The sequence below is a fragment of the Cupriavidus consociatus genome (assembly GCF_017814975.1).
GTDB lineage: Bacteria > Pseudomonadota > Gammaproteobacteria > Burkholderiales > Burkholderiaceae > Cupriavidus > Cupriavidus consociatus.
The window spans coordinates 54,978-73,379 of record NZ_JAGIQA010000033.1 but is presented as its reverse complement, the minus strand read 5'-3'; the positions used below and the strand labels follow the sequence as shown (position 1 = coordinate 73,379).

The 18,402-nt window shown below is 66.0% G+C and carries 17 protein-coding genes; 4 read left to right on the top strand and 13 right to left on the bottom strand.

From position 1 onward, the window contains the following. Window positions 1–52: 52 nt before the first annotated feature. Window positions 53–1,117 (bottom strand): hemerythrin domain-containing protein, encoded by a 1,065-nt coding sequence (locus tag J8I82_RS31900; protein ID WP_209763586.1) that lies wholly within the window; start codon window positions 1,115–1,117, stop codon window positions 53–55. Further along, window positions 1,114–1,422, bottom strand: a complete 309-nt coding sequence (locus J8I82_RS31895; RefSeq protein ID WP_209763585.1) for a Rieske (2Fe-2S) protein — start codon at window positions 1,420–1,422, stop codon at window positions 1,114–1,116. The genes J8I82_RS31900 and J8I82_RS31895 overlap by 4 nt, the downstream gene beginning before the upstream one ends. Window positions 1,423–1,671: 249 nt before the next feature. Here J8I82_RS31895 and J8I82_RS31890 point away from each other — a divergent pair, with 249 nt between their 5' ends. After that, window positions 1,672–4,371: a helix-turn-helix transcriptional regulator gene (locus J8I82_RS31890; RefSeq protein ID WP_209763612.1), complete on the top strand. Its 2,700-nt coding sequence runs from the start codon at window positions 1,672–1,674 to the stop codon at window positions 4,369–4,371. A 129-nt stretch (window positions 4,372–4,500) separates the two neighbouring features. On the opposite strand, the gene J8I82_RS31885 is transcribed toward J8I82_RS31890, so the two are convergent. Then, window positions 4,501–5,517: an AraC family transcriptional regulator gene (locus J8I82_RS31885; RefSeq protein WP_209763584.1), complete on the bottom strand. Its 1,017-nt coding sequence runs from the start codon at window positions 5,515–5,517 to the stop codon at window positions 4,501–4,503. 129 nt (window positions 5,518–5,646) lie between these two features. On the opposite strand from J8I82_RS31885, the gene J8I82_RS31880 reads away from it, so the two are divergent. The 3 genes from J8I82_RS31880 (at window position 5,647) to J8I82_RS31870 (ending at window position 8,435) form a co-directional block, all read left to right on the top strand. Beyond that, window positions 5,647–6,495, top strand: coding sequence for a TauD/TfdA dioxygenase family protein (locus tag J8I82_RS31880; protein ID WP_209763582.1), 849 nt, complete (start codon window positions 5,647–5,649; stop codon window positions 6,493–6,495). Window positions 6,496–6,567: 72 nt separating this feature from the next. After that, window positions 6,568–7,296 carry an SDR family NAD(P)-dependent oxidoreductase gene (locus J8I82_RS31875; RefSeq protein ID WP_209763581.1) on the top strand — a complete coding sequence of 243 codons (729 nt, stop codon included), beginning with the start codon at window positions 6,568–6,570 and terminating at the stop codon, window positions 7,294–7,296. 47 nt (window positions 7,297–7,343) lie between these two features. Beyond that, window positions 7,344–8,435 (top strand): AraC family transcriptional regulator, encoded by a 1,092-nt coding sequence (locus J8I82_RS31870; RefSeq protein WP_245180347.1) that lies wholly within the window; start codon window positions 7,344–7,346, stop codon window positions 8,433–8,435. Between the two features lie 11 nt (window positions 8,436–8,446). Here J8I82_RS31870 and J8I82_RS31865 read toward each other — a convergent pair whose 3' ends face one another. From J8I82_RS31865 to J8I82_RS31820, 10 genes are all read right to left on the bottom strand, one after another. After that, complete coding sequence (locus J8I82_RS31865) at window positions 8,447–8,680, bottom strand: EthD domain-containing protein (RefSeq protein WP_284183230.1); 234 nt, start codon at window positions 8,678–8,680, stop codon at window positions 8,447–8,449. A gap of 84 nt (window positions 8,681–8,764) precedes the next feature. Beyond that, window positions 8,765–9,625 carry an SDR family NAD(P)-dependent oxidoreductase gene (locus J8I82_RS31860; RefSeq protein ID WP_209763580.1) on the bottom strand — a complete coding sequence of 287 codons (861 nt, stop codon included), beginning with the start codon at window positions 9,623–9,625 and terminating at the stop codon, window positions 8,765–8,767. A gap of 44 nt (window positions 9,626–9,669) precedes the next feature. Beyond that, on the bottom strand, window positions 9,670–10,689 hold the full coding sequence (locus J8I82_RS31855) for an NADP-dependent oxidoreductase (RefSeq protein ID WP_209763579.1): 1,020 nt from the start codon (window positions 10,687–10,689) through the stop codon (window positions 9,670–9,672). Between the two features lie 77 nt (window positions 10,690–10,766). After that, the gene (locus tag J8I82_RS31850) at window positions 10,767–12,014 is read right to left on the bottom strand and encodes a serine hydrolase domain-containing protein (RefSeq protein WP_209763578.1); all 1,248 of its coding nucleotides are present in this window, start codon (window positions 12,012–12,014) and stop codon (window positions 10,767–10,769) included. A 289-nt stretch (window positions 12,015–12,303) separates the two neighbouring features. After that, entirely contained in the window at window positions 12,304–13,281 is a 978-nt protein-coding gene (locus tag J8I82_RS31845; RefSeq protein ID WP_209763577.1) for a Bug family tripartite tricarboxylate transporter substrate binding protein, read from the bottom strand. A 351-nt stretch (window positions 13,282–13,632) separates the two neighbouring features. After that, entirely contained in the window at window positions 13,633–14,610 is a 978-nt protein-coding gene (locus tag J8I82_RS31840; RefSeq protein ID WP_209763576.1) for an NAD-dependent epimerase/dehydratase family protein, read from the bottom strand. Between the two features lie 418 nt (window positions 14,611–15,028). Further along, a complete protein-coding gene (locus J8I82_RS31835; protein ID WP_209763575.1) occupies window positions 15,029–16,030 on the bottom strand; it encodes an amidohydrolase family protein in 1,002 nt (333 codons plus the stop codon). 26 nt (window positions 16,031–16,056) lie between these two features. Next, window positions 16,057–16,590: a 3-hydroxyanthranilate 3,4-dioxygenase gene (locus J8I82_RS31830; protein ID WP_209763574.1), complete on the bottom strand. Its 534-nt coding sequence runs from the start codon at window positions 16,588–16,590 to the stop codon at window positions 16,057–16,059. A gap of 8 nt (window positions 16,591–16,598) precedes the next feature. Beyond that, window positions 16,599–17,027 (bottom strand): RidA family protein, encoded by a 429-nt coding sequence (locus J8I82_RS31825; RefSeq protein ID WP_209763573.1) that lies wholly within the window; start codon window positions 17,025–17,027, stop codon window positions 16,599–16,601. A gap of 26 nt (window positions 17,028–17,053) precedes the next feature. Then, complete coding sequence (locus J8I82_RS31820) at window positions 17,054–18,373, bottom strand: sulfatase family protein (protein ID WP_209763608.1); 1,320 nt, start codon at window positions 18,371–18,373, stop codon at window positions 17,054–17,056. Window positions 18,374–18,402 lie beyond the last annotated feature (29 nt).

Sequence of the window (18,402 nt, the reverse complement as noted above, 5' to 3'; positions counted from 1 at the left end):
GTTTGACAGTCTTGGTTCGGTGGCCACGATTCAAGCGCGTGGCCGCGCTTTTTCACGTGGTGAACTGCATGGATCCGTCTGCCGCGTGCGAGCAGATGTGGGCCACGCAACCGACATCAGGAAGGTCGGCGAGCCACGCAAGCAGCATGTCGAACGGGCGCTCGTCATGCCCACCGCCGCGAGTGCCGGGCTCGGTCTTCGAGGTACAGGTATCCCTGGTGCAGTATGCGGCGTTGACCTTGTCCCAGTCCGCGTCGGTCAGGTAGCGCTGCGCCGCCGGCAGGATCACCCCTTCTTCGCGCCCCATGAACGCCCAGGCGAACTGCGCATAGTGATCGACCCGGTCCAGCAACTCGGTCAGCGGGCCGCCCTTGGCAAACCGCTCAACGGCTTCGGCGAGTACGCCGACCCATTGCGCATCGCGTTCGTGCTGGCGCTCAAGCTCGTCGAGTTCGGCGTCGACCCTGGCCGTGCGCCGGCGCAGCCTGCCATAGAGGACGGCCTGCTTGCGTGGGTGGTGGCGCGCGACCGGGAAGGTCTCGATAAACCGGATCATGCCCCGCATCACCGGCACGTCCGCGGTGGCGCCGTGGTCGTTCGCGGCCATCAGCATGTCCAGCCACGCGCGCAATATGGTACTGAGGGCGCGGTGCTCGTCGCGGATGGCGCGTATGGCTGGCGCTGGCGCCGGCGCTGCCGACGCGGGGTTCGGCATGGCGAATACCGGCAGGCCCGCCGCGAGCACGTCCAGGACCAGCGGTCTTGTCATCGTGCCGTGCCCGTGGGCGCCGACAAAGACCAGATCGCAGCCAGCCTCGCGCGCAGTTGCGGGGATGGCCGCTTGCACGTCGTTACCGACCGCGCCAGCCGATGCACATGGCACGCCTTGCGCCCGCGCCACCGATTCCGCCTTGCCGAGCAGTTCGCGGCTGCGGTTCCCGTAGTTGTGCGGCATGGGAGCCAAAGCCGGCGCATAGACGAACGTAATCCGTGCGGCGGCGATACGTGCCAGCTCGATGGCCCCGATGACGGTGGCCATGGATTCATCCGCTTCCTCGACCGGGACCAGCAGGTGGCGGCACGTGATGGTGTCGGCATCGGAACAAGGGCGGCTCATGTCGGCACCCCGACCAGTACGCGCCCCTCGTCAATCTTCACCGCAAACGTTGCGACGGACAGCGACGGCGCCACGACCAGCGCGCCGGTGGTCACGTCGTAGCGCCAGCCGTGCGCACGGCACTGGACGATGCGTCCGCACAAGGCGCCGCCGGCGAGCGCGGCGCCGGCATGCAGGCACGTGTTCTCGATCGCATGGACGGTGCCGTCGACATTGAACAGTGCAATGTCCTTGCCGCCGGCACGCACCGCCATCGATGCACCCGGTCTGACCTGCTCCAGCGCGCACACGTCCCTGAATTGCATCGAATGCCCCTTGCGTTCCGTTTCGACCTGGACGCATGCTAGCCGCGGCACACCTTATGCGCCCCCTCCGCGGAGGAGGGGGCGATTGTCCGCCAGGCCTGCCGTGTGCCTATAATGAGACATCAGATTTCGAGCCAGGCGAGCCGGCCCCAACGGCAGCGCGAAGCCACGGACACGGCATTGCCGCGCACGCAGCCGGGCATGCAGTCCCCGGCGAGTGTCGCATCCAAGCCAACAAGTACCTGCCAGATGACCCCCGTGAACGGCGGCGCCGGTGCCGCGTTTTCCGAGCTTGCGCTCAAGACCATGCCGCCGCGCGCGCCGCGGCACCTGCTTTCCCGTGCGCGCCTCAGCCTCGACAGCGAAGCGCTGCGCGACCGGCCGGCGATTGTGGTACAGGCGCCGCCAGGCTTCGGCAAGACACTGCTGCTCGCGCAATGGCGCCGCGAGTATCTGGCGCGTGGTACTGCGGTCGCCTGGATTTCCGCGGACACGCACGACGACCCGCTGCATTTCCTGCAGTGCCTTGTGCTGGCCGTGCGCGCCGGCTGCGCGCGGCCCGGCTTTGGCCGCACCCTGCTCGAAGGCGCGGCCGCGGCGCCGGGCAGCACCGAAGGGCTGACGGCCTGGCTTGCCGAGGTGGCCCAGACATCGCTGGATCTCGTGCTGATCGTCGATGAAGCCGAACGTCTTTCGCAGGACGGTTTCGCGGCACTGCTTTACCTCCTGCACAACGCGCCGCCCAATCTGCGCATCGTGGTCGCGGCGCGCGCCGGGTTCGACACAGCCGTCACCGACCTGACGGCATACGGCCAATGCACCGGCATCGGCGCGGAAGCGCTGCGTTTCCGCTTCGATGAAACCATGACCCTTGTGCGCAGCCGCTTCGGCGACCGCGTCGATGCCGACAGTTGCGCGCGCCTGCATGAGTTGACAGACGGTTGGCCGCTCGGCCTGCAACTGCTCCTGGCGGCCATGGAGCGCGGCGCCGATCCGCGCAGCGTCGTCGATGCCATGGCAGCCCGCCCGGCTGATCAAGGCGAGCATCTGGTCGGTGGGCTGATTGCCAAGCTCACCCCCGACGACGTCGCTTTCCTGACGCGCATCGCCGTCGTGGATCACGTTCATCCGGACCTGTGCCGGGCGCTGACAGCCTCTGAGCAGGCGCCGGAGCAGTTGGCGCGGCTGATCCGCGAGACACCGATCTTCGTGTCTGGCGACGACAGCGACTGGTGCCGGCTGCACGCGCTCGCGCGTAGTGCCTTGCAGACTCGCCTGACCGAACTGCCACGCGCGGAGCAGGCCGAACTGCATACGCGAGCACTGCGCTGGCTCGCCGCGCGAGGCATCACCGAGGAAGCCGCGCGTCACGCACACGCGGCGGGCCAGCATGCGCTCGCCTACGAACTGGCAGGGCGCTCGCTATACGACGCCGTAATGCAGGGTCGTCTGGGTACCGTGCTCGAATGGCTGGAACGCCTGCCTGATGCGGAACTGGACCGCTATCCGGGCCTGCGCCTGGCTGCTGCCTGGGTACTCGCGCTGGGCGACCGCCACGCGGAGGCCGAGGCCCTGGTCGTGCGCATGCTTGAAGGGGCAGGTGACGATGCCGTTCTGCGCTATGAATGCGCACTGATCCTGAGCATCGCGGCCTACTACGCGGACCAGCCGGACCGTTGCCTTGCGCTGCTGGAGCCATGGCTCCAGCCGCCCGCCGTGCACGACCCGCGCCTGGCCCAGATGCATGCCAACCGCCTGGCAATGGCTGCGATCCTGCAGGGGCAGACAGGGAATGCGCGGCGCCATCTGCAGCTCGCGCCCCGCGGCGACCTGGGCGAGGGGCACCGCTACGCGGCCCGCTGGGGAGAGTTCGTGACCGGACTAAGCTATCTCCGCGAAGGGCAGGTGATGTTGAGCGAAGCGATCCTGCGGCCTGCCCTGGCAAGCGCGGAAGCCGACCTCGGCCGTCGTCATCCGCTCGCCTGCATGCTGGCGTCGTTGTTGGCCGCGGCGGTCTACGAGTGCGGCCGGGTCGACGAAGCGGGTGCGCTGCTCGCCAACCGGCTGGACGTACTGGAGCGGTCGGGCACGGCCGAGACGTCGTTGCTGGCCTACCTGAGCGCGGCGCGCGTGGCTGCCGTGCAGGGCGTCGAGCACCGCGCGCTCGATCTGCTCGAAGCCCTGTGCGCGGTGGGCGTGGCGCGCGGGACGCCGCGGCTTTGCATTGCGAGCGTGGCGGACCAGGTGCGCATGCACGCCGGGCGCTTCCGTGCCGAGACCTGCAGGGCCCTGATCGTCCGCCTTGACGAACTGGTCGCCGGGGCCGAGGCGGGCCACGGCCTGCTGTGGCGCCGCGACGTCGCGCTGATGCAGGCCATGGCGCACGCCAACGCGGCGATCGCCGCCCAGGACTGGCCGTCCGCGCTGGCTGCGCTGCACCGCGCGGCGACTGCGGCGGAGGCCATGAAGCTCGGGCGCAAGCGTATCGAGATCATGGCGCTGGAGGCGTTCGTGCGCCATCGCGGCGGAGAGGACAGTAGCCGGCTCATGCGGGAAGCCATGAACCTTGCGCAGACCTATGGTCTGGCCCGCACCTTCGCTGACGCGCATCCCGCGCTGGCCGACTGGGCCAGCCGCCTGGTGGAGGAGGGGGCCGCGGAAGCGGGCGCCGGCCAATCCCTGCCAGTGGCGCGCATGCCGCGCCGTGCGGAACGTCCGGTGACGGAGCCGCGTGCCGTGGCCACCACGGTGCTGACGCCGAAGGAACGCGAAGTCCTTGAACTGCTGGCGCGCAATCTCTCCAACAAGGAGATCGCGCAGGCCATCGGCGTGGGCGAGGTCACGGCAAAGTGGCATGTGAAGAACCTGTTCGGCAAGCTCAGCGCCGGCACGCGCAAGCACGCCGTACGGCGCGCCCAGCTGCTGGGGCTGCTGGAAGGTCTCGAGTAGTCCCGTCCTTTCGTATCCGCTCATCCTGCGCGCCGAAATCGACCGCACGCTGGGACTGCCGGGCTGCCCGGCGCTTACGGACCTGGGGCCGGACTGGGTTAGCATGGCAGCCGCGATGCGCGGCGCCGCCTAGCGCGTACTTTCCGGCACCGCTTGCTGACGGCGCCACGCCGAGACGCTGCAGCCGAAACGCGTGGAGAACCACCTGGAGAAGGCACTGAGCGAGGAAAAGCCCATCAGGATCGCAACCTCCGACAACGGTCGTTCGTTGTTCTTCAGGTATCTCGTGACGAGTTCGACCCTGACTGCATCGACGACGGACAGGTAGTTCTGCCCATAGGCAGCCAGATGGCGGTGCATCGTCTTGCGGTCGATGCCAAGCTGCCGGGCCACCTGTTCGGCCCCGCACTCGCCAGTGGGCAGCAACGCGAATACCAGCTTCCGCACTTTGTCCGGCATGGTGTAGTCGGATTGTGCCAGCTTGGTATCCAGGAATTCGCGCGCATGACGCCCCAGCGCCGCATCCGACGCCCCGCCGGCCACGTCGAGATCCTTGGCGGACAGCAGGATGCCATCGAAGTCCTGGCGGAATCGCACCGGCACACCGAACAAGCGCCGATGCGTGGCAAGGCTGGCTGGCGCAGCATGGGTGAAGCAGACGCTGCGCGGCCTCCATGTCGTTCCCGCAAGCAGCTTGAACAACCGGAACCAGAGGCAGATGACGAACTCCGTCGATTGCCGCATGGAACCTTCCACGGACACCAGTAATTCAAGCCGGACAACCGCGCTGTCCCCGACCTCCTCGATGCGCAAATCGAGCGCTTCATTGAGCAAATGCAGATAGCGCGCCATGGCAACCAGTGCGCTGCGCAGGGTGGCGCCCTCGCGCATGACCACCCACAGGGGCCCCAGCGTTGTCAGTTGCCGGGCCTCTGCCACGCGCAGCCCAATGTCTTCCAGGCCGGCAAGCTGTGCCGAATTTTCCAGCAGTTGCATGACCGACTTCGCCGGCACCCGCATTTCCGGGTCCACCAGGGCCATGGGGCTGATACCCGCTTGCCGCAGTTGCCGGTAGGGATCCTGGCCGAGCTGGCGGACCACGTCGACAAACTCCGTCAGGTTCACATGTTGCAGTAGCGACGACATAGGAGTTCCCCAGGGTGCCCCAAAATGTAAAGTTACTGCCCCGCAATGTCAACGCATCGCGCGCCAGTTCTTCATACTCTGCAGCGATGCTTTTGCTTCGACCTCTACCAATAATCTTCCGGAGTCGGCATGCGAATCGAGCCACTTACCTGTTCCATCGGCGCCGAACTGGTCGGCGTCAGCCTCGCCGACGCGACCCATGATGACGGTGTATTCGCCGGCATTCGTGAAGCGCTGCTCAGGCACCGTGTCCTGTTCCTGCGCGATCAGGACATCACAGCCGGCGAGCACGTCGCCTTTGCCCGCCGCTTTGGCGAACTCGAAGACCATCCTGTGGCGGGCAGCGATCCGCAGCATCCGGGGCTGGTCCGCATCTACAAGAGTCCCGAAGAGCCCACTCCGCGTTACGAGAATTCCTGGCACACGGATGCCACCTGGCGCGAGGCTCCACCGCTTGCCAGCATCCTTCGTTGCCGGGAGTGCCCGCCTGTCGGCGGCGACACCATGTGGACCAATATGGTGCTTGCCTACGAGAACCTGCCGCAACACGTCAAGGAGCAGATCGCCGGCCTGCGCGCACGCCACAGCATCGAAGCAAGCTTCGGCGCGGCCATGCCGATCGAAAAGCGCCATGCGCTGAAGGCCCAGTTTCCGGATGCCGAGCACCCCGTCGTGCGGACGCATCCCGAGACTGGCGAGAAGGTGCTGTTCGTGAACGGCTTTACCACCCACTTTACGAACTTCCATACGCCGGAGCGCGTGCGCTTCGGGCAGGACTTCAACCCCGGCGCGGCTGACCTGCTGCGCTACCTGATTACGCAAGCCTGCATTCCCGAGTATCAGGTGCGCTGGCGCTGGACCCCGAACAGCGTGGCGATCTGGGACAACCGCTCGACCCAGCATTACGCGGTCATGGATTACCCGCCGTGCCATCGCAGGATGGACCGGGCGACGGTGATCGGGGACCGCCCGTTCTGAGCGACACGCCCGGGCATAGTGCCCTGATTCCTTCCCCCCATTGCAACGCAAAGCGAGACTGAGAGACCGACAATGAGCCAGATCGACCCCAACATGCTCAAGGACAAGGTGGCCGTGATCACCGGCGCGGGCCGCGGCATCGGACGCACCATTGCACTGGCGTATGCCAGCGCCGGTGCTGCGGTGGTATGCAGCGCCCGCAGCGAGGCCGACATCGCGCAGACAGCCGCGCTGATCCGCGAAGCGGGCGGCCGGGCCATTGCCCAGACCGCCGACGTGGCGGACTACGAGACCGTCGCGACGCTGTTCCAGCGCGCCAGCGATACCTTCGGCGGTGTCGATATCGTGGTGGCCAATGCCGGTGTCGCGCTCGAGCAGCGCAAGATCGCTGACGGCGATCCCGCGCTCTGGCGCAAGACCATCGATATCAACCTGACCGGTGCCTACCACACCGCCCATGCCGCCATTCCCCACCTGCGCCGTCGTGGGGCCGGCAAGATCATCATGATCGGCTCGGGCCAGCGCAAGCGGCCGGCCGCGGGCTTTTCGGCGTACTCATGCTCCAAGAGCGGCCTGTGGATGCTGACCCAGTCGCTGGCGACGGAGCTGCAGGAAGACAACATCAGCGTCAATGAGCTGATACCGGGGCCGGTCAGGACCGACATGACGCGCGATGTTCCCGTGCCGCCCGGCGAATGGTTCAAGGATCCCGCGGACGTTGTCCCGCTTGCCCTGTTCCTGGCCGGCATGCCCGATTTCGGGCCCAGCGCGCAGAGCTACAGCCTGATGCGCCGCGCCTGACGCCAGACGAGAGTTAGACACCGTCCCCGGGACAACCAAAGGCTGCAATGCTTGCAGCCGCTGCCCGCGTAAGGAGGCCCATGAGCCGTTTAGTCCGTAGTGCCACGCTGTCACGCTATACCGAGGTGGCCCGCTCGGTTGGGCTGGATCCGTTGCGGATCCTGGCGGAAGTGGGGCTCCCCAAGACCTGCCTGGACGCCGGCGACAACCTGGTCTCCGCCAGCGCAGTCTGCCGGCTTCTCGAAAAGTCCGCGGCAGCTTCCGATACCGAAGACTTCGGCCTGCGCCTGGGGGAAGGCCGTCAACTCTCGGTACTCGGGGCTCTCGGCATGGCCGTGCGAGATTCGCGGACGCTGCGCGATGCGCTTCGTGCGATGATGCGCTACATCACGCTGCACAGCGAGGCTCTGCTTCTCGACGTGGAAGAACGGGAGGGCGCCCTTGTCATCCGCGTGTCGCTGATGGTCGAGCATTCCGGATCGACACGCCAGGCCGATGAAATGGTAGTGGTTTCACTTTACCGGATGCTTCAGGAACTGATCGGTCCGGGGTGGCGCGCGCGGCGTATCTGCTTTTCGCATGGCGCCCCAAGAAATCTGGCATCCCACCTGCGCGTGTTCGGCAGGTCCGTGGATTTCGGTTGCGACTTCAACTGCATTGTCAGCGAGCTGAAGGACATGGACGTAGTGCCGCGCTCCGCGCGCCCGGAACTGGCGCAGTACGCGCATGCCTATCTCGACTCACTGACTGCGCGTGCGTCCCTGTCCATGACCGAAAAAGTCCGGCGCATAGTGCTGTCCTTGCTCTCCTCGGGAAACTGCAACGTGGAACGGGTTGCCAGCCAACTCGGCGTCGACCGGCGCACGGTCCACCGTAAGCTGCTGCAGGAAGGTGCGACCTTCAGCAGCATTCTCGACGAGGTCCGTACCTCGCTGGCGGTGCAGTATCTCCGGCATTCGGAACGCCCGGTCAGCTACGTGGCCGTGTTGCTCGGGTTTTCGATGCAAAGCGCGTTTTCGCGCTGGTTCCGCGACCATTTTGGCTGCAGCCCCAGTGCATGGCGCAGCGATGGCATGCGGCCGGCGGCGCCCGTTCCACGGCAACAGCTGGTAGCGGCGGGCCCGGAGCAGCGCGTGTAGCACGGCGTTGCTCACGCCGCCCGCGGCCATAGAATGCGGTGCTCTTCTTCGCAATGCCTGGGGTCGGCCAGGTTGCCCGCGCCTGCCAGCGCCGACCGGGCATAGTCCGCACTATGCAGGAGCGCATTCATTGCCGCGGCATCGTCGACCCAGATCTCGTCCACGGTATCGAAGCGCGCAACCTGGCCGGGGATGGCGCGGACGGTGCTCTGGACGTAGCGCCGCACACCGGGCAGGCCCGCCACCAGCGGCGCATGCGTCGTGCCAGTCGCGCAGGTACGCCTGACGGTCCACGTGGGGACGCCGCACGCTGAGAAAGATGAGATGGATCATGTCGTGGGCACTCCGGTGGTGATGGCGGGCGCGCGTTCGAGTGCATCGAGAATCCGCGCGAATCGCGCTTCCAGGCGCGGCCGCATGCGCGTTGGCGTGAAGATGTAAAACTCGCCTGCCTCAATCGCCGCCAGCGTCTGGCTGGCCACCAGCTCCGGCGCCGTGCCAGCGGCAACGGTGGCCCTGAACAATTCGCTGGCATGGCTCGAGCGTTGGGCGATCGGGGTCTTCACTGGGCCAGGACAAAGCACGGATACGCCAATGCCGGTGCCGCGAAGCTCCTGCTCGAGTGCCTCGGAAAGGGCCACCACGCTGTATTTCGTCGCCGCGTAGGCCCCCATGGGAAAGTCGCCGTTCACCCAGAAGCCCGCGCCTGACGCCGTGTTGGCGAAATGCGCGGGCTCGCCGTGCCCGCGCAGCAGTGGCAGGAAGTGACGGATGCCGTGAATCACGCCAAACACGTTGATGCCGAACGCTCGGGTCCAGTCCTGCTCGGACAGCGACGCCAGTTCACCGCTCATGTCGATGCCGGCATTGTTGAAGACCAGATGGATGCGTCCCAGCTTCGCGCCGAACTCCGCCGCCGCATCGCGCACGTCAGCATCGGAGGAAACATCCAGTACGCGCGTGCAGATGCGCCTGCCGGTCGGCGCGAGGCGCTCGCGTGCAGCGTCAAGCCCGTGCGCGTCGATGTCGGCCAGCGCAAGGTCGGCACCGCGCGCCGCCAGTGCCTCGGCCAATGCCAGGCCGATGCCGGACGCGGCGCCGGTGATGATTGCCGTCTTGCCCTGAAAGTCTTGCAGGCGAGGGCGGGCGTCCGGCCGGGAATCGTTGCTGTCTATGTCTGGATGAATCATGGGTTATTCGCGGTTAAGCGGTGCGGGGCTGCGCGGCTGCGGCCTCAGCCGATGACGGATTCCGGAGCAAGGCGGACAAGCTGCTTGCCGATGTTCTTGCCGGTAAACAGCCGGTTCAGGGCGGCGGGCGCCTGCTCGATGCCGTCAACGATGTCGACGCGGTACTTGAGCAGGCCGTCCCTGACCCATTGCGCCATGACTTCCACGGCTTCATGGAACCTCGAACGGTAGTCGGCAATGAGGAAGCCTTCGATGCGGGCGCGTTTCATGATGACGTTGCGGAACATCTTCGGGCTCCACCAGTCACCGCTCGCGTTGTAGGTCGAGATCATCCCGCAAAGGGCGATGCGGGCACCCGGATTGATCAGCGCCAGCACTGCATCCATGGTGTCGCCGCCCACGTTCTCGAAATCGACGTCGATGCCGTCCGGACAGGCGGCGCGAAGATCGGCAAGCACGTTGCCCGCCTTGTAGTCGATACAGGCATCCAGGCCAAACTCTTCCCGGACGAACTCGCATTTGCCCTGGCCGCCCGCAACGCCCACCACCCGGCAGCCGAGTATCTTGCCGATCTGGCCGGCGATCGAGCCGACGCCGCCTGCTGCGGCCGACACCACAATGGTCTCGCCAGCCTTGGGCCTGGCAATGTCTAGCATGCCGAAATAGGCGGTCAAGCCGGAGTTGCCCAGCACGCTCGCATAGGCATGAAGTGGCAAGCCATATTCCACCGGGACGCGCCGGGCAGTCCTCGTTACCGAATACTCTTCCCAGGCCATGCCGCCTTCGACAATGTCGCCAGGCTTGAAGTCGGGGTGATGGGACTCGATGACCACGCCCATGGTGACGCCGCGCATCACCTCGCCAAGCGAAACCGGGGCCATGTACTGGTCGATCTCGCTCATCCAGACGCGATTGGTCGGCGCCACCATGAGATAGATGTTGCGCACCAGGATCTCGCCGTCCCCCGGTCGTGGCAGCGCTGCCTCCACGAGCTGCAGATCGTTGTCGCCGATATCGCCGACGGGGCGCTGCCTGAGGATCCAGCGCCGGTTCATTGTCTTCATGCTTGCTCCTCCAAAATCTTGTGCCTGGCTCCGTGGAGCGCGTGCCGCACTGCAAGTTCCCGCAATGCGCCCGGCGCTCAGTCTTCCAGCGCGCCATATACGATGTTGCGTAACAGGGACCGGTATCCGGCGCGCGTCGCCAGGTCGTTTTCCTGAAGCATCAGGATCGCGACCAGCTGCTCTTGCGGATCCGCCCAGAAATAGGTCCCGAGCGCGCCGCCCCAGTAGAAATCGCCGACGGAGCCGGGCACCGGGCTCAAGCCCCGCGCGGTGCGTACGCCCACTGTCAGGCCATGGCCCTGGCCGAGATCGGGCAATGGCGCGTTGATGCCGAGCCCGGTTGTCGAACTGCCATAGCGCGTGGACCGGGGCAGGTGGTTGCCAAGCATCAGGTCGACGGTCTTTCGCGAGAGCAGGCGCACGCCGTCGAGCACACCGCCATTGAGCAGCATCTGGCAGAAGCGCGCGTAGTCGCCGGCCGTGGACAGCAGGCCGGCGCCACCGGAATGCCAGCGGGGCGGGTTGTGTTCGTCGTAGTCGAACAGGGCCGTGGATTTGCCGGATGCGCCGGCTGGCAGCGCCAGGCCGGCGCTGTCCTGGCTGATCAAGTGGAAGCCGGTTGCATGCATGCACAGCGGCCGCGTCACGCGCTCCGCAACGAAGCGAGCGAGGTCCATGCCCGAGACAATTTCCACGATGCGGCCAAGCACGTCGGTGGACATGCCATATTCGAACACCTCGCCCGGCTGGCATTGCAGCGGGATGGCCGCCAGCTTTGCGACCATCTCGGCATTGGTCTGTCCGGGATCCATCAGGCCGCTTTCGCGATACTGGCGCTGCACCAGCGAATCGCCGAACTGCCCGTAAGTCAGGCCGGACGTGTGCCGGAACAGGTCGTGAACGGTCATGGCGCGGCGCGCAGGTTCGAGTGCAAGGCGGCGTTCGCCGGTATTCGCATCGACCGACTCGACGCCGACCTGGAGGCGCCCGAACTCGGGGATGTAGCGTTCGACCGGGTCGTTCAGGGCCAGCCGGCCTTCTTCCATCAATGTCAGCGCCGCCACGCCGACGATGGGCCGCGTCATCGCGGCAATGCGGAACACCGAACGGCGTTGCATCGGACGCGACGGGGTATCCGCATGCTCGAAGCCGAAGGCCTCGAACCAGGCGATCCGGCCCTGGCGCGCAACCAGCACGACAGCGCCCGGGATCTTGCGCCGGTCGACATCGGCATGGATCACCGATGAGATCGACTGCAGCCGCCGCGCGGACAGTCCCACCGCTGCGGGGGAATCAGCATGTTCGAGGACACGGGTGATAGGCAATGCAGACTCCTGCAAGTTTCGGCGGATCGGGATATCGGCGCGGTGCGCTGTGCCGTGAGGTAGGTGTGCCGATTCTAGGCAGACGGCAGGCTTGGCGATTGATGGTAGGGGTCTTTGCCGTGACCGCCGGGGACACTGCGCCAGCGGGTGGCGACGGCAAGCGGGGAGGAAGGGGGGAGCCGCCGGCGAAGGTGGAAGAATCGCGCCAATCGTCGCAACGATCGTCGCAATGGCCTGAAGCAAGCTCCGGCGGGAAGGCAACAGTCGACGCCGCCGGAGCCGCGGACCATCAGGGCTGGATGTTATAGGCCTTCACGATGGCGGCATTGCGATCGTATTCGGCGCGCAAGGCCTGGCCAAGCTGAGCAGGGGTTTGCGCTGGCACGGTCTCGAAGCCAAGCCCTAGAATCCGTTCCTGCACCTTGGGCGTCGAGGCAGCCTTGTAGACGGCAGCCTGGATTTTCTGAACCACGTCTGCCGGCACCTTGGACGATACGAACACGCCGGCCCAATTGTTGAAGTCAATATCCGGATAGCCCAGCTCGGCAAACGTCGGGACCTGCGGCAGCAGCGGCGAACGCTGTTTCGCGGCCAAGGCATAGGCCTGCAGCTTGCCGGCCTTGATCATCGGCAGCGAGGTAACCATGCCGTCGTACATCACCGCGATCTGTCCGCCCATGACCTGCGTCAGCGCCGGCGGAGAGCCGGCAAACGGCACGTGCTGCAGATCCATGCCGGCCTTCTGGTTCATGATCAGGCCGGCATAGTGGGCGACCGTGCCCGCGCTGTAGGAGGCAAAGCTGAGCTGGCCCGAATGGGCCTTCGCATGGCTGACCAGGCCCGGCAGGTCCTTGGCCGGCAGGCTCGGCGACCCGACCAGCACCAGGGTCGACCTGGCTACCGCGGCCACGGGCTTCACATCCTTCATCGGATCGAAGGAGACCTTCATCACATGCGGGATCTCCGTGAGCACGTTGGTGGTCGACACCAGGATGGTCTGCCCGTCGGCGGGCGCCGCCAGCAACGTGTTGATCGCAATGCCGCCGCCGGCGCCCGGCTTGTTGTCGACCACCACGGGCTGGCCCAGTTCGGTGGTGAGCGCGTCGGACAGCACGCGTGCCAGCACATCCATGGTGCCGCCGGCAGGCGCAGGGATCAGTACCCGGACCGGCTTGTTGGTCCATGCCATGGCGACCGGCATGGACAGGGCCAGGACAGCGCAGACGGCGGCGCGGTGCACGCGGGTCAGGGCAGGGCGGATTGGCATAGATGTCTCCCCGTTTATGGGTGTTGGCTGGAAATAAGCTGGGTGCCATTTGACGACGGAAGTCGTGCCAGAAGTATGCGCGGTCGAGGCAAAGCGCCTTAACATTCGGGGGCAAAAATTTGACATTTCGGGACAGTTAGGGAAAGCCTAATGCGCGCGCTGATCATTCAGGCAAGGCCTGAGGCCCGCACCCATGGTTGCAGGTGCGTGGCAGTCGGCTTTCTGTTTCCCGGTTTGCTGTTCGTCAGAACTTGTGGCGGATGCCCAGTGCCACGCCCAGCGTGTTGCTCTGGCCATTGGCCCCGGAAATGCGCAGATCCGCAGCGCTACGGCACTGCAGCAACATCTGGATCAGATATCGGGGATTTCACCGTTGGCGATCCTGCTGCGAAAAAGCCTGAAGGTGTCGCCTACTGCGTCGCGCAGCGGTGTGCGGGGCAGGGGACCAATCACGTTCTCCAGCGCGGTTGCGTCGTAGTCTTCCGGAAGCCCTAGCGGTGCCCCGGCGAACGTAATCGTTCCGCGCGCTTCGGGTGTGACCGCCTCGATCGTCTCGACGACTTCGCGCATGTCCACGACGCTGCCATGCATATTGAAGACGTCCGCACCGCGATAGCCGGAACGTGCGCACGCGATGAACATGCGCGCAAGGTCGTCGGCATAGTGAATCTGACTGCGGCCGCTGTAAGGAATATGGAAAGGGCGCCCCAGCGCTGCCGCCAGGACCGCCTGGGTCGGAGCCGCAGTGAGGCCATAGTCCCTTCCGGCGCCGAATACCGTTGCCGGGCGAAGGCCGATGCTGGAAACTCCCTTGTCCTGATAATACACGCGCGCCATGCCCTCTTCAGCTTGCTTGTACACACCGTAAAGGGTCGTCGGATGGGCGGAGGTATGATGCTGGATGGCTGCATTGCCCGGCGCGTCGCAGTTGTCGTACACCGCAATCGATGACGCATACACGATGCGCGGGATCCGCTCCACGCGCCGCGCCACTGCCTCGAACAGGTTCACGCCGCCCAGCACGTTGACGCGGGCTCCAAGCGGAGGATCGCTCTTGAACCTCGGATGAATCAGCGCGGCCAGGTGAATGACATGGGTGATGCGATGGCGATCCAGCGTTGCCTCGAGCAAGCCCAGGTCCGTGATGTCGCCGCGAACCATCTCCACGCGCGACAGTTGCGTGTCGTCCATCAGTAGGCGCAGGCGCTGCACATCACTGCCTGCATCGAAGGCAATGACCGGCACGCCTTCCTGTACGAGCTTGCGCACCGTCCATGCGCCGATACATCCCAGTGCCCCAGTTACCAGAAATCGTTCACAGTCCGCCATAGCTGCCAGTCACCGTTGGCGGGCACCGCCGCGTGCCCGGATTAACCTGTCAAAATTCTAGGCAGGCCATCCGCGTCGGGATTGACGTGGCGGGGCGCTGTCGTGACAGTTGGAGACATCATGTGGCCGCTCCTCCATATATTCGTCCGGCTGCTGCACGTTGCGCAGGTGGACCAGCCTTGCCGCACCCGGTTCGCCAGGCAGGGCCGGGCGCGCATGGCCTCATGCCGCGTGCGTATCTGGTACGAAAATACGAAATGTCAGGACGCCGTCGAGGCTATGCATGCCCTACCTTGCGCTTTGACGCCTCGTGATCAATCCCCGTGCCAGCAACCACTCGGAGTGCGCGCAATCCCTTCCAAAGCCGACGGCAGGCAGCGGACTTGATCCACATGCCTGCCGCCGGGAATGCCGCGCTTCAATCTGCCAGGCCGAAGAATCGCGCGGCATTGGCCGCCATGATCTGTGTCCGGGTCTTGTCCTCGAGCCAGCGGCTGTCGGCGACGAGCTTGCCGATCTGCTGCTCGCCCAGCGGGAACGGGTAGTCCGAGCCCAGCATCACCCTGTCGGCGCCCATGACCTCGACCAGCAGCCGCAGCGCGCGGTCGTCGAACACGGCGCTGTCGACGAAGAAGCGCTTCAGGTAATGGGACGGCGGATGCGGGCAGTCCTGGCGAACGATATCGCGGCAATGCCAGGCGTTTTCCGCCCGGCCCAGCAGGAAGGCGAAGCCGCCGCCGCCATGGGCAAAGCAGAGCCTGAGTGTCTCGGGAATGCGCTCGAAGGCCCCGGACAGGATCAGCGAAAGAATGCCGAGCTGTGTTTCCGCGGGCATCGACACCAGCCACGGCAACATCCACTTCTTCATGCGGCCGTCGGTCATCATGTCCCACGGATGAACCAGTACCGGAATGTCGTCGTTCGCGCAGTGCACCAGGAAATCGACCAGGCGCCGGTCATCCAGGTCGTGTGGGCCCAGATGGTTGCCGATCTGCACCCCGACATGGCCGGCGGCCCTGGCGCGCGTCGCCTCGCGGCAGGCCAGGTCCAGGTCCTGCAGCGGCACCTGCGCCAGCGCCTTCAGGCGATCGGGGCGGTAGGCGCAATGCTCGAGGGCGAGGTCATTCATCCGCTGCGCCCATGCGGCCGTGGCGCCGGCTTCGTAGCGGTAGCCGAACATGATGGGCGTGGCGCAGACGATCTGGATGTCCAGTTCGTTGCGGTCCATTTCCTCGATGCGCAGGGCGGGATCCCACAGCGCGCGATAGACCGGCCGGAAGCGCTGGTCGCCCACCATGATGTGGCCGGATTCGCCATCGGCTTCGATGGCGAGCCAGGGCGCATTGTCCGCGTCCAGCGCGGCGGCTTCTTCCCGCGTGATGCGCGGAAAGAAGTGGGCGTGCATATCAATCTTCTTCATGATGGTTGAAGCGGTGTGGTAGCGCGTCAGGCACCCTTGCCCGGGTGGATCCTGCCGCAGTTGGGGCATCGGCGGTGCTGCTCGCTGCGATAGAAGGCCTCGAAGAGCGGGGGCAGGTCAGTGACGATGTTCTGCAACTGCACCTCCACGCGATGGACGAGGTGGCCGCAGCCATCCTCGCCGTCGCAGTACCATTCGAAGCCGTCCACGATGCCCGCCGGGCGCTGGCGCTCGATGACCAGGCAGGCGCTGCCGGCCTCGGGCCGCTGCGGCGAATGCCTGACGTGGGGCGGCAGCAGGAAGATGTCGCCTTCCTTCAGGTCCACGCGCTCGCGCCGCCCGTCGATCCACAGGTTCAGGTAGGCGTTGCCGCGCATCTGGTAGAAGAACTCCTCGAGCGGGTCGTCGTGGTAGTCGGTGCGGTGATTGGGACCGCCCACCACCGTGATCATGAGGTCGGCGTCTTTCCAGACCTGCTGGTTGCCCACGGGTGGCTTGAGCAGGTGGGCGTGCTCGTCGATCCACTTGGGGAAATTGAACGGAAGACCGTGCTTGAGCATGCTGACTCCTAGCGGGCGAGCGGATGGTAGGCGATCGCCTTGATCTCGATGCGCAGGTGGGGGTGGGGAAGCTGGTGCACGGCCACGGTGGTGCGGGTAGGGCCCTCGTAGCCGAAGTATTCCGAGTACACCGCGTTATAGCCGCCGAAGTCGTTCATGTCGACCAGGAAGCTGGTGACCTCCACCACGTCTTCGAGGTCCGCGCCGGCGCTGCGCAGGATATCGCGGATATTCCCGATCACGGCCCGGGTCTGGGCCCGGATATCGAGAGAGGTCGTGCCCATGGCGTCGACTTCCACGCCTTCGAAGGTATTGTCGGGGCGCCGGGAGCTGGTGCCCGACACGAACAGGAAGTCTCCGGCCCGTCGCACATGGGGGAAGGTGCCGCGCGGTGTTGCCTTGCCGGCCACCACGGAGGATGTCGATGTTGCTTGCATGTTTGTTCTCCTTGGCTCGCCGTCTGTCACGGCATGTCTTTATGGGTGTAGACCAGTTCTACGCCGGCCTGCTCGGGAATCTCCGGCATGCCTTGGGCCCAGTCCCGGTAGCAATTGCGCAGGGTGTCCAGCATGGCGGGCTCGCGCCTGGCCAGGTTGGCGCGTTCGCGCGAATCACGGGACAGGTCGAACAGGTACTCGTTGCCGTCCACCGCGAGGAACTTCCAGCTGCCGTGGCGCACTGCCTGCTGGGCGCGGTACTTCATGCGCCAGTAGACCGTGCGCGGGCTGGCCTGGGCGGGATCGGACAGGCATGGCAGTAGCGAGATGCCGTCGGGCTGGTGCATGTGTGCAGGGAGAATTCCCGCGGCATCGAGCATGGTGGGGCACCAGTCCATGGTCATGGCGACCTGCGGGGTGGTGCCACCGGCGGGGATCACCGCCGGCCAGCGGGCGATCAGCGGCACCCGGATGCCGCCTTCGAGCAGATCCATCTTCTTGCCCGACAGCGGCCAGGTGTCGGAGAAGCGCTCGCCGCCGTTGTCGCTGGTGAAGACCACCAAAGTATTTTCCGCCAGGCCCCTGTTGGCCAGGACATCGAGAATGCGGCCAATGCCTTCGTCCATCTGGCGGATCATGGCCTGGTAGGTTTCGACCGAGCCGCCGTCGGTATGCTGGATCGCCGCCCGGATGCGCTCGGACTCCGCCTGGTCAAAGCGGGTTTCCCAGGGCCAGTGCGGGGCGGTGTAGTGCACGCTCAGCATGAAGGGCGCGTCCGGCGGCACCGCCTGCAGCCAGTCAGCCGCGCGCTCGCTGAGGATGTCGGTCAGGTAGCCGCTGCGCTCGACTTCGCGCTCGTTCTCGTAGAGGTCGTGCGTGCCGCCGCGGTCGCAGTGGGTGAAATAGTCCACGCCACCGCCGAGCGGGCCGAAGAACTCGTCATAGCCGCTCTTGAGCGGGCCGAAGTGCGGTGGGAAGCCCAGGTGCCACTTGCCGATCAGCGCGGTGCGGTAACCATGTTCGCGCAGCAGCGAGGGCAGGGTCGGGTGCCCGGGAGGCAGGCCCAGATGGGATTGCCCGCGCGCGCGCCCCGTCATCGGCTCCTCGGCGCCGCCGCGCAGCCGGTACTGGTAGCGGCCCGTCATCAGCGCAAAGCGGCTGGGCGAGCAGACCGGGGAATTGGCGTAGGCATCGGTGAAGCGCACGCCCTCGGCCGCCAGCCGGTCCAGGTTGGGCGAGACCGGCGCGCGGCCGCCGTAGCAGCCCAGATCGGCATAGCCAAGGTCATCCGCAAGGATGAAGACGAGATTCGGCCGGCCAGGCGCCGGCGAGCGCTTGGAATTCATGGCGTTCATGGTGGCGTTCATGATGGCGT